We start from the raw sequence: 11,783 nt of genomic DNA, 5'->3' as shown, positions 1-11,783 counted from the left end.
GACCGGGCGCGCCGCGAGCCGGCGGTCGCCGACGGCGGACGCGGCGGACTCGTCGGCCCAGCGCTCCAGCGCGTACGAGAGCGGCGCCCGCAGCCCGCGCAGCAGCGGATGGCAGGTGGCGGCGAGCGCGGCGACGACGATGAAGCGGTGGTGGTGGCCGGCCAGGTGCGCCCGCTCGTGGGCGAGCAGCGCCTCGCGCTCGCCGGGCCGCAGGGCGCGCAGCATGCCGGTGGTGACGACGATCCTGCCGGGGCGCCCCGGCAGGGCGTACGCGTCGGGGTCGCTGTCCTGGAGGACGGCGAGCTCGCCGGAGGCCACACAGGTGCCGGTGGCGGCGCGGGCCCGGGCCATCTCGGCGCGGAAGCGGTGGCCGGCGAGGGTCACGGCCCCCGCGCAGACGGCGAGCAGCACCGCCGCGACACACGCGGCGGGAACGGTCAGGCCGGCGCTGCCGAGTCCGGCGAAGCCACCGAGCCCGTCGGTACCGGCGGTGAGCAGCGGCAGCGTGAGATGGCCCAGGGCGGCGACCGGCGGCAGCAGCAGCGCGCCCTGGGCGGCCAGCAGGACCAGGGCCAGGGTGCTGCTCGCGGCCAGGACGGCGGCCGTGCAGGCCAGCAGCCAGGCGGCGGAGCGCGGTGCGAGGGACGCCGCGAGCCGGCGGGCGACGGGGACCGCGAGCAGCGGCATCAGCAGCGGTGGCACGAGATCGGGGTTCACCGGGAACCGCCCCCCTCCCCCGTACCCGATGCCGCGTCCACACCCGACTCCTCCCCCGCACCCGACCCCGCACCCGACCCCGCGTCCGTACCCGACTCCGCGTCGTCCAGGAGGGCGCGCAGCAGCTGCTCGTCGTCGGGGCCCAGCTGCGACACGAAGCGGGCCAGTACGGTCTCCCGGTCCTCCTCCTTGTCGAGCTCGGTGCGCATCCGGCGGGCGGCGAGGCCCGGCGAGTCCTGGGTGGGGGTGTACGCGTAGCCGCGCCCGGACCGGGTCCTGGCGACGGCGCCCTTGTCGTGCAGCCGCGCGAGGATGGTGGTGACCGTGGTGCGGGCGAGCGCACTCCCGAGATCGCGCTGGACGTCGGCGGGGGTGAGCGGTCCTTCGGCGGCCCACAGCGCCGCCAGGACGCTCGCCTCCAGCTCGCCCGGCGGGCGACGCGCCGGATGTGTCTCTGGCATGGAACGCCCCTTCCACCTGATTCGTCTACAGTGCTGTAGACCGTCTACGCGACTGTAGTCGGACGGGTGCGGCGCAGCTCGCCCCCGCAGCCCATTATGGGAGGGCCCTCCGCCAATGCCCCTGCCCCTCGCCACACCCCTGCTGGACGCCGTTCCCCAGGCAGCACCGCTGGCGGTCAACGTCCTGGACGCCCACGACCTGCTGGCGACGTTCGGCGCGATCGGCATCGCCGTCGTGCTGTTCGCGGAGACCGGCCTGCTGATCGGCTTCTTCCTGCCCGGCGACTCGTTGCTGTTCACGGCCGGTCTGCTGTGTGTGCCCGGCGCGTCGGACGTGGTGCATCTCTCACTCTGGCAGGTCCTCCTCGCCGCCGCCGCGGGGGCGCTGGCCGGTGCGCAGACCGGCTACTGGATCGGCCGGCGGGGCGGACCGCCGCTGCTCGCCCGGATCCGCAATCCCCATCTGCACGACGGCGTCGGCCGCGCCGCCGAGCTGCTGGAGCGGTACGGGCACGCCAAGGCCGTGGTGCTCGCGCGCTTCGTCCCGGTCGTCAGGACCGTGCTCAACCCGATGGCCGGCGTGCTGAACGTGCCCGCGCGCACCTTCGCCCTCTGGCAGATCGTCGGCGGTCTCGTCTGGTCGGTGGGCCTCGTGCTCGGCGGCTACGCGCTCGGCTCCTCGGTGCCGCACGTGGACAAGTACCTGCTGCCGATGGTCGCGCTCATCGTCATCGTCTCGCTCACCCCGCTCGCGCTGGAGCTGTACCGCTCACGGAGCCGCGTCAAGGCGGCCGGGGCCGGCGCCGGGGCGAACGGCGGCACCGCAACAGGGGCGTCCGGAACAGGGTCCGGGGTGGGGCCCGCCGCCGACGCACCGGAGGGCCTGTGAACTCCGGCATCGACGCGGGTCTCTACTCCTGGATCACCGGTCTCGCCCAGCGCGTACCGCGACCCGTCGACACCCTGATCCAGGCGTGGAGCGACTACGGGCTCGCGGTGTTCGCTGTCCTCATGCTCGTCGCCTGGTGGCGCGCCCGGCAGGGCGACGCGGCCCGGATGGCGACGGCGCTGTCCGTGCCGGTCGCCGTCGTCGTCGCCTACGCCGTGAACGACGTGCTCAAGATGGTCTTCGACGAACAGCGGCCGTGCCAGACGCTGCGCGCCGTCACCATCGAGGCCTGCCCGGCGCCCGGTGACTGGTCCTTCCCCAGCAACCACGCCGCCATCGCCGCGGCGGCCGCCGTCGCCCTGCTCGTCATCGACCGCGGTCTCGGCTACCTCGCGGTGCCCGCCGCGCTGTTCATGGCCGCGTCCCGGGTCTGGATCGGGGTGCACTACCCGCACGACGTGCTCATCGGGGTGATCGTCGGCGCCCTGGTCGCCCGGCCGCTCGTACTGCACGCCCACCGCGCCGCGCCGGCCGTCGAGCGGCTGCGCGGCACGAAGCTGAAGCCGCTGCTCAGAGCCGCATAGCGGCCGCGCCGGAGCCGGCAGAGACCACGGTCGCACCCTTCACCTCGGCCCAGCGCGCCGCCTGCTCCGCGGTCTGCCGGCCGCGGAGTGCGGCGAGCTTCAGCAGCGCCGCCTCCGCGCCCCCCGCCAGCGTCTGCGCCTCCGCGCGGTAGTGGTCGTCGATCACGGCCTCCACCTCGGCCTCGTTCATGGCCGGCACGATCCGCTCGCTCAGCTTGTTCATGTTGCGGTACGAGCCCTGCAGCAGGAACGGCGGTTCGGTGCGCGTCGCGTCCGCCTGCCCGGCGGAGGCGATGTACTGCGCGTTCACCGCCAGGACGGTGCCGCGCACCCGCAGCAGATGCCGCAGCACGGCCAGGATCCGGTCCAACTCGCCCTGTTCGTAAGGGTGGACGAGGCGGTCGGCGCGCGCGGTCGGGTCGCCCTCGGCGAGCCGGACGAGCAGTTCGAGGTCCGCGCGGTCCCGGGTGGACAGCGGGGCGAGCACCTCGTTCGAGGTGAGGGCGTTCTCCAGATAGCTGAGCGCGAACAGCGCCTCGCGGCCGGTCACGGCGTCGCCGAGGTTCCAGACGTCGGCCCGGTTGGCGAGCATGTCGGGAACGCGGAAGACCCGTCCCGACTCCGTGTACGGGTTGCCCGCCATGCACACCGCGAAGCGCTTGCCGCGCAGGTCGTAGCTGTGTGCCCGGCCGTCCCGTACGCCCTCGACCCGGCGCTGCGCGTCGCACAGCGGGATGAACTTCTGCAGCAGTTCCGGGGACGTGTGCTGGATGTCGTCCAGGTACAGGAGCGTGTTGGTGCCGAGCTCCAGCGCGAAGTTGATCTTCTCGACCTCGCGGCGGGCGGTCGCGTCCGGCGCCCGCTCCGGGTCGAGGGACGTGACGGCACTGCCGAGCGCGGGCCCGTCGACCCGCACCAGCACCAGGCCGAGGCGGCTCGCCACGTACTCCATCAGCGTCGTCTTGCCGTAGCCGGGCGGCGACATGAGCATCAGCAGACCCATCCGGTCCGCCTTCTCCCCATCACCGGCGCCCGCCGCGCCCGCCGTCCCCGCCGTGCCGAGCTGTTTCGCGAGGTTGTCGCCGATCAGCGGCAGATGGACCTCGTCCAGCAGTCCGTTGCGCACGAACCCGTTGAGCGCGCGCGGCCGGAAGTCCTCCAGCCGCAGCCGCGCCCGCTCGGCCGCCACCAGGGCGGCGCGGTCGTGCTGGTACGCGCGGTACGCCGGTACCTCCTCGGTCCTGAACCGCCCGGTCCTGGTGAGCACTTCGTCCAGCCGGACGGTCATGGACCGGCCGTCGATCCGCGGGTGCGCGCCCAGCAGCCCGTCGACGGTGGCCGACAGGACGGCCTCCGACTCGTAGCGCGTCAGCTCCTCCCCGCACACCAGCGCGGTCACCGCCTCCGCCCGGTCCTCGCCCCCGCCGAAGCTCCCCAGCCAGGCCTCCGCGAGACGGTAGCGGGCCGCCAAGTCACCGCCGAGCGCCTGCAGATCGTCCGTGAACTCCTTGTACGGGACGGCCTGCGGCCCGCCGAGTGCCCCGGCGAACCGCTCGCGCAGCACCCGTGCCGGCGCACCGCCGATGAACCCCTGCCGGGGCGTGGCGAGTTCCTCGACGAGGTACTCGCCCAGGAGACCGAGCCCGTCGCGAGGCCGGGGTACATCGGCGAGACCCGCCCCCGCCAGGAACTCCCCCGCGCAGGCGGCCAGTTCCTCCGCCAGATCGGCGAGAGCCGGAGTGGGTCCGAACAGGCCGCGGGCCCGGGTCAGGGACGTGGCGCGGGTGGTCCACGCCGTGCGGGCAGCGGCGTCCGGGCCGTACGTCCAGAAGAGCTGCGCGGCGGCGCGGACGGCGGAGGGGTAGCGGAGCAGGCCGGCCGTCGAGTGCAGGTCCAGCAGCGCGCGCAGCAGGGTGACGGTGTCGTGGTCGTGGACGCCGCGCTCATAGCCCTCGTCCAGGCGGGACGAGGCGGCGGCCCGGACGAGGGCCGCCAGTTCCCCGTCGTCCGCGCCCGGCGGGACCTCCGGCAGCAGCGTCGCCGCGAGGTACTCCGCGCGGTAGACGTCGGGGGACTCGGAGACCAGCGGGCGGTCCCAGAAGCGGCGGGTGGCGGCGAAGACAGCGTCCCGCACCGGCGCGCGGTAGTCGGTGCCGGTGACGGTGAACGCGAGCCCGCCCTCGTGCGGGACCAGCGCGAGGTCCAGGGGCTGGGTGTTGACCGCGAACCGGTGCCGGCCGAGGCGGATGGCCGCGCCGCCCGCGTCGTACAGGTCAAGGCGGTCGCGCAGCGCGCGGCCCGCGTCCTGGCGGGCGGCGGCGAGGTGGCCGTCGAGCTCGGTGCCGCGCGCCGGGTCGCCGAGGGCCCGCAGCTCGTCCGCGACCTTGCGGACCTTGGCGGCCATGGGGTCGGACGCGAAGTAGGTGTTGATCTCGTCGAGGGTCGCCAGGCCCGCCGCGCGGCGCCGTACGCCGACGAGGATGCGGGCGGCGGACCCCGCCAGCCGCTCGGTGCGCCGGGCCCGTTCGTCCGTGAGGGTCTGCCGGCGCGCGGAGAAGGTCTCGTGGATCTCCTCGCGCCGGGTGCCCAGCTCGGCGAGGTACTCGTCCCATTCGGCGAACCGCGCTTCGAGGTTCTCCAGCTGGACGAGGAGCCGCCCGAGTTGTTCGTCGCACGCCTCCGGCGTTTCGGCGGCGGCGCGGGCGCTGCTGACGGACTGCGCGAGCAGGGCGAGTTCCGCGGCGAACTCGGCGCGGCCCTCACTGGTGAGGAGTTCCCTGCGGCGGGCGTCGAGGAGCGCGCGGGCCCGGTTCACACCGCCGAGGACGTCGGCGATCCGCGCCAGGATGCCGGTCCTGACGGTGGCGTCGGCGATCTCCAGGGTGCCGACGATCCCGGTGACGGTCTCCAGCGCGGCGGCCTGCTCGGCGAGCCGTTCCGCGACCGGTACCGCGTCCGCGACGACCGCGATGACCTCCGCCTCGGCACCCGCGCGCTCGACGCGTTCCCGGTAGTCGGCGAAGGCGTCCTCGCGGGAGAGGTGCGCGACGGCGCGGTGCGCGACGGCGGTGAGGTCGGCGTCCAGTCCGGCCGCCAGCTCGCCGATACGGTCCCGGTCGGCGTAGCGCAGCTCGCGCAGCGTCTCCAGCCTGCCCTGCCCGGCGCGCAGTTCCGACAGCTGGTCCACCCAGTCGGCGGCCGACTTCGGGGCCTCGCCGCGCGCCCGCCGCACCACCGACGCGATCCGGGCCGCCGCCTCCTCCACGGCCTCTGCCGCCCGCGCGGTCAGCGACTGCACCTGCTCGTACTCGGCCAGCACCTGCTCGGCAGTGCTCCGCACCTCCTGCAGCGGCCCGCGCAGATCCCCCGACTCCGCTTCGCCGAGCCAGTGGTAGCGGTCCAGGACCCGCGCGCACAGGGCGGCCAGCGCCGCGAAGACGGCGGCGGCCGGTGCGGTGTCGGCGACGGTGGCGGCCACCGAGAGGCAGTCGGAGATGCCGCGCACCAGGTCCGGGTTGCCGATCCGCTCCAGCGGTCCGGTGCCGACCGGCTGCGCGGCGGCGTAGCTGTCGGAGAGGTACGGGGTCTGCCAGCGGTGCAGCGGGTGCACCCGGGTCGGCTCGTCGCCGGCCGCCCGCATCGTGACGAGCGTGCCGTCCTCGAACAGCGCGTAGCCGTGCGTCCGGATCGGTGTCGCCACGGCCATGCTGATCATGTTGTACGGGAGCAGCAGCCGGCGTCCCGTGGCGGCGGCGTGGAACACGTAGAGCAGGTCCTCGCCGTTCGCCGAGCGCACCAGCCGCTCGAAGGCGAAGCCGCTCTCCGGCTCCAGGTCGCCGACGTCACCGGCATCGTCGAAGGTGCGCATCGCGCCGGTGGCCAGGCAGTAGCCGCCGGGGAAGATGATCCCCTGCTCCTCGGGCAGCCGGCGGCACGCCTGCCCGATCGCGTCCAGCCGCGCCACGTCCCCGGTCCGGGTGTGGACGACCAGGTGGCGCCACGCCGTCTCCTTGTACGGGCGGACCCGCAGCACGAGCAGCGGCCCGACGACCGCGTACGCCACCTCCGCGTCGGCCAGCGACTGCAGCGGCTCGTCCACCGGCTCGGTGTGGTCGTTGACGGTGAGCGTCCCGCCGGCCACCGAGACCGAGACACCGCCGGGCAGCGCGATGTGCGGCTCACGGGCCTGGACGCCGGGAGTACCCGGAACGCCGGCAGTGCCAGGGACGCCCGTCGTGGCGGGGGCGCCCGGGACGTGGTCCTCGCGGGTCGCTTCGGTCCAGGTGAAGTCGTGCGTGGGCGGCACCACATGGTCGCGCTCGCCGCGCGCGTCGACGTACGTCGCGGAGCCGTCCACCGACAGCCGCCAGCGCAGCACGCGGACGTCGTCGACGGCGGGACCGGTCCGGAAGACGGCCAGCAACCTGCCGTCCAGCGGGCGCAGCCGGGTCAGCCGCGTCTGCCGGTAGTAGCGGTACAGCTCGTCGAAGTCCCGGACGAAGCGCGGGTCGTCGAGCAGCCCCGGGACGGGCTCCCCCTGCACGCTCAGTACCTCGCCGACCGCCGGCTGCCCGTCCGTCCGGCCGCCCGGCGCCGGGTTGGCGCCGAACAGCAGCCGTTCGCCGACGGGCGCGATGTCACAGGGCACGCAGGCGTGCCCGGTGCTGATCCGGTCGGTGCCGGCGAGCCGCAGTTCGGCCGACCCGAACACCTCCTGGCGGCGCGCGTTCAGCGCCTCCGCGCGCACCGCCAGCGTTCTGGCGGACGCGGCCAGCCGGTCCCGCAGGACCTCGTAGGTACCGGCATCGATCCGGGTCTCAGACACTTCCAGCCTCGTTCACCGATGTGTTCACTGACGCGTGCGCCAAGGGGTGCGTGCGGGTGGTGCTGCTCAGTTGCGCGCTGCGGCCGGCTTGGCACCGTTGACCGCGGGAGGGGCGGCGGCGGGGCCGGCGGCAGGGGCCGCACTGCCGAGCGCGTCCAGCGGGAGCTGGCCCAGGCCCAGCGAGTTGGCCTGGTCGAGCAGCTGCTGGAGTCCGCCGGACTGCGGGCCGCCGGACGCGATGAGCCGCATCAGGAGCGCGGACACCGTCAGGTTCTGGACGCCGCCGCTCCCGAGGGAGCCGAGCACCCGGGTGGCGTCCTCGGTGAAGCGCGACGATCCGTCCAGCCACGGCCCGGCCAGCGCCTTGACGGCGTCGGAGCTGTCCACGAACGCGTCGACGCTCTTGCCCAGCGACATCGCGCCGACCACCCGGTCGAAGAAGACGCTCTCGCCGCCGACGATGCTGATGGTCGCCGACTCCAGGCCGGTGGCGAGCACCGTGGCCTGCGCCTCCGCCACCTGGCGCTGCATGTCCAGGCTCGCGAGCCGGATGTCCTTCTCCGCCGCCAGCCGCAGCCGGTACTCCTCGTGGCCGCGTGAGGCGTCGTCGAGCGCGGCCATGGCGGCGGCCTTGTCGGTGAGCCCCGCGGCCTCCTCCTTCAGCCGGCGGCCGATGCCCTCGGCCTCGACGGTGTTCTTCTCCCGCGCGACGGCCGCCTCCGCCAGTCCGACCTTCTCGATCGCCTCGGCGCTGCGCTCCCGCACCTCGACCTCGGCGAGCCCGGCGGCGGCCGCCTCGGCCCGCATGCCCTCGGCGAGCCGGATCTTGGCCTGGGCGTCGAGCTCGGACGCCTGCTTGCGGGACTCGGCCATGGTCAGCGCCTCACGCGCCCGGTGGGTCGCGGACTGCTCGGCCGCCTCCGCCGCCTTGATGTCCTTGACGAGCTTCTCCTGTGCCTGGCCCTCCGCCCGCACGATGAGCGCCTGCCGCTCCCGTTCCGCCTCCTGCACCAGCCGCAGCGCCTTGATGCTCTCCTCCTGCTCGGCGACGGTGCGGTCGACGGCGATGCGCTCGCGGATCACATCGGCGACCTCGCGGCGTTCCGCCTCGACCTCCTTGTCCTTGGAGATCCGGGACAGCTCCGTCTCGCGCTCGCGGGCGATGACCTCCAGCAGCCGGTCCTTCTCGATCCGCTCGTTCTCGACGGCGATGACCCGTTCACGGTTCTTCTGCGCCACGGCGATCTCGCGGCCCTGGTTCTCCCGCTGGATGCCGAGCAGCTCCTCGGTCCGGATGAACGCGCCCTGCGAGCCGAGCCGTTCCTCCTCCTGGACGCGCATCGTGGACGACTCCTCCTTGGCACGAAGTGTCTCGACCTCCCGGCGCTGCTTGATCTCGGCCTCGGCCTGCCGCCGTTCCAGCTCCAGGATGGTCTCGCGGGCCTCGACGTTCTGCCGGGTGATCTCCTTCTGCTCGGTGCGCTGGAACTCGTTGGTGCGCACGTGCTCGATGGCGGTCAGCTCGGTGATCTTCCGGATGCCCTGCGCGTCGAGGATGTTGGCGGCGTCCAGCTGGGTCATCGGGGTCTGTTCGAGGAAGTCGATCGCGGCGTCCTCGAGGTGGTAACCGTTGAGGTCGGTGCCGATGACCTGGATGATCTGGTCGCGGAAGTGGTCGCGCTGGGTGTAGAGGTCGACGAAGTCCAGCTGCTTGCCGACGGTCTTGAGCGCCTCGGAGAACTTCGCGGCGAACAGCGCCTGCAGCGTCTCCTGGTGGCTCGCCCGCGCCGTACCGATCGCCTGGGCGACCTTGATGACGTCCTCGGTGGTCTTGTTCACGCGGACGAAGAACGTCAGGTGGATGTCGGCGCGGATGTTGTCCTGGCAGATCAGGCCCTCGCGGCCGGTGCGCTTGATCTCGATCGTCTTCACCGAGATGTCCATCTGCTCGGCGTTGTGGAGGATCGGGAGCACCACGGCGCCGGTGAAGGTGACGTCCACGTGCTTGGTCCTGGAGATGATCAGCGCCTGGCCCTGCTCCACCTTGCGGAAGAGCCGGCTGACGGTGAACACCACGCCGAGCGCGATGAGCAGGAGGACGGCGATCAGTACGCCGATCCCTATGGCGGTGGCATCCATGGCGGATCCTCAGTCGAAGAGTGCGGAGAGTGTTCGGTGGTGGATGGGGCGGTGGGCGGTGCGGGACATAACGGGGTGTCACGTGTCGTCGGACACGTGTCAGGTGAGGGATCGGGGTGGCGGCACGGGCTGCGTGACCGGGCTATGTGACCGGGTCGAAGGGTGCGACCCTGAAGAACTCGCCCGCCGGCTCGTACTCGTAGAGAAGTGCGGTGCTCCCGGAGGCGAAGGTGTCCTCACCGGTCTGCCGGACCTGGACGACCGCGGACGAGCCGTCCGGCGCGGTGACTTCGGCCTGGCCGAAGTCCGTACCGACCCGCCCGGTGCGGATGACACACAGGCTGCCGACGAAGTCCTCCCGCGAAGGCGGCCGCACCTCGGGGAAGAGCCGGCGCAGCGGCCGCACCAGTACCCAGGTCACGGACCACGCGCCCGCCAGGGCCACGGCGAGGACCCCGATGCCGAGCAGGACGCGGACGGGCCCGTGCGCGCCGGTGCCGTCCAGCAGCGCGCTGCCTGCCAGGCTCACGAACCAGGCGACGGCGGTCAGCAGCGAGAGGACGACCGTGACCGGCACCCCGTCGAGCCCGGCAGCCGCCAACAGGCCCTCGCCGCCGGGGTCGTGGCCGTCGTGATGGCCACCGTCGTTCCCGTGTCCCCCATGACCGTGACCGTGTCCCCCATGGCCCTGACCGTGTCCGCCGTGTCCCGCGTGTCCGCCGTGTCCCGCGTGTCCGTGGGCGGAGACGCCGCCCATCAGTGCCAGCAGCCAGAAGCCGATGACGACCAGGAGCGCGAAGCTGAACAGGACGGTCGGGAACGCCAGCGCAGTTCTCACGAACTCCCCCATGGCACTGACCCCCCGATTCCCAACCGTCCGTCACGGGAGATGGTGGCACCGGGTGCCGCGCGGCCACATTGCCCGATCCCGGCAGTCTTGACGCGTCTCCGACGTCCTACTAACGCCCCTGGGGCCCTGCCGCCTCGCCGGCCTCGCCGGCCTCGCCGGCTTCGACGAACCGCTCAACAGCCCGTCCTACAGCGGTCGTTGCGGCCAGTCCAGCAGACGGGCGCCCAGCGCTGCCGTCTCCAGGGTGTAGCGCTGGAGGGCGTCGTCGGGGTCGAACCCGGTGAGGGCCGCGATGCGTTCGATGCGGTAGCTGAGCGCCCGGACGCTGAGATCGAGACGGCGGGCCGCCTCGGCGCCCACATAGCCGGCGGCCGCGTACGCCCCCAGGGTCTGCAGCAGCGGCAGGGCGCCGCCGCGGGCCTCCTCCAGCGGGCCGAGCACGGCCCGTACGAGGTCGGCCATCGCCGCGCGGTCACGCATGAGGACGGGGAAGACGAGCAGGTCCGCCGAGTTCAGGACGCGGGCGTCGAGGCCGAGGCGGTCCCCGAGGTCGAGGGCGCTGAGCGCCTCCTCGTAACTCCGGACCACCCCGCCGGGACCTCCGTGGGGGCGGCCCAGCGCCACCCGCACCTCGCCGGCGAGCTTGACGAAGGCGTCCAGGACGGCCTGTTCCGAGGCGGGCGCGATGCACACGAACCGGCCGCCCTTGGTGGCGAGCAGCACATCGTGGTCGCCGAACCGTCCGGTCAGGTCCCGTTCCACGCGGTGGACGAGGGGATGGCCGTCGTCGTACGCCTCGGTCCCGGTGGCGACGGCCACCACATGGCGGCCGGCCAGCCGGAGCCCGAAGCGCTCGGCGCGCTCGGCCAGCCGCCCCGGGTCGCTGCGCCCGTACAGCAGATCGTCGACGAACTCCCGGCGGGCGGCTTCCTCCTTGCGGACCGCGAGCCGGTGCGACCGCTCATGCCCTTCGGCGAGTGCCGCCACTCCGGCCTCCACCGCCGCGAGGACGGATTCGCCGACGTGGCGCAGATCGGCCGCGCTGCGGGCGTCGGCGACGCCGGGCAGCGCCGACCAGGACCGGCGGGTGGCACCCAGATAGGCGTCGACCAGCTCCCGCAGGCCGTAACCGGCGTCGGCGGCCCGCTCCCCCAGCTCACGGCGGGCCTCACGCTCGTCGCGGCGCAGCGCGCGGCCGCTGCGGGATATGTCGGCGAGGAGCTCCTCGTACCCGTCCACGTACTCGGGCGGTATACCCCGTGCTGCCACTGCGCGTCCCCCGCCACTACCGCGAACTTCCGACGCCCGGCTTCCGGGC

At 73.6% G+C, this 11,783-nt stretch carries 8 protein-coding genes; 2 read left to right on the top strand and 6 right to left on the bottom strand.

Annotated features, from left to right (window positions below; genetic code table 11):
- Together G3I60_RS46405 and G3I60_RS16665 are read right to left on the bottom strand one after the other, a co-directional pair.
- Positions 1-717 (bottom strand): M56 family metallopeptidase (locus G3I60_RS46405; RefSeq protein ID WP_343241952.1); only part of this gene is annotated, 717 nt, incomplete at its 3' end.
- The gene (locus tag G3I60_RS16665; protein ID WP_164295103.1) at positions 714-1,178 is read right to left on the bottom strand and encodes a BlaI/MecI/CopY family transcriptional regulator; all 465 of its coding nucleotides are present in this window, start codon (positions 1,176-1,178) and stop codon (positions 714-716) included. The genes G3I60_RS16665 and G3I60_RS46405, both read right to left, overlap by 4 nt.
- 115 nt (positions 1,179-1,293) lie before the next feature.
- Here G3I60_RS16665 and G3I60_RS16660 point away from each other — a divergent pair, with 115 nt between their 5' ends.
- Both G3I60_RS16660 and G3I60_RS16655 read left to right on the top strand, forming a co-directional pair.
- Complete coding sequence (locus G3I60_RS16660) at positions 1,294-2,067, top strand: DedA family protein (RefSeq protein WP_164295104.1); 774 nt, start codon at positions 1,294-1,296, stop codon at positions 2,065-2,067.
- Positions 2,064-2,651 carry a phosphatase PAP2 family protein gene (locus G3I60_RS16655; protein WP_164295105.1) on the top strand — a complete coding sequence of 196 codons (588 nt, stop codon included), beginning with the start codon at positions 2,064-2,066 and terminating at the stop codon, positions 2,649-2,651. Before G3I60_RS16660 ends, G3I60_RS16655 begins: the two co-directional genes overlap by 4 nt.
- On the opposite strand, the gene G3I60_RS16650 is transcribed toward G3I60_RS16655, so the two are convergent.
- From G3I60_RS16650 to G3I60_RS16635, 4 genes are all read right to left on the bottom strand, one after another.
- On the bottom strand, positions 2,638-7,476 hold the full coding sequence (locus G3I60_RS16650; protein WP_343241255.1) for a DNA repair ATPase: 4,839 nt from the start codon (positions 7,474-7,476) through the stop codon (positions 2,638-2,640). The genes G3I60_RS16655 and G3I60_RS16650 overlap by 14 nt on opposite strands.
- 66 nt (positions 7,477-7,542) lie before the next feature.
- Entirely contained in the window at positions 7,543-9,615 is a 2,073-nt protein-coding gene (locus G3I60_RS16645) for an SPFH domain-containing protein (RefSeq protein ID WP_138355851.1), read from the bottom strand.
- 142 nt (positions 9,616-9,757) lie between these two features.
- Positions 9,758-10,453, bottom strand: coding sequence for a hypothetical protein (locus tag G3I60_RS16640; protein ID WP_343241256.1), 696 nt, complete (start codon positions 10,451-10,453; stop codon positions 9,758-9,760).
- 198 nt (positions 10,454-10,651) lie between these two features.
- Positions 10,652-11,734, bottom strand: coding sequence for a helix-turn-helix domain-containing protein (locus tag G3I60_RS16635; RefSeq protein ID WP_164295107.1), 1,083 nt, complete (start codon positions 11,732-11,734; stop codon positions 10,652-10,654).
- Positions 11,735-11,783 lie beyond the last annotated feature (49 nt).

The sequence above is a fragment of the Streptomyces sp. SID13666 genome, from assembly GCF_010548325.1.
In the GTDB taxonomy this organism is placed as follows: domain Bacteria; phylum Actinomycetota; class Actinomycetes; order Streptomycetales; family Streptomycetaceae; genus Actinacidiphila; species Actinacidiphila fildesensis.
The sequence above is the reverse complement of the archived record's forward strand: the minus strand, read 5'-3'. Positions and strand labels throughout refer to the sequence as shown.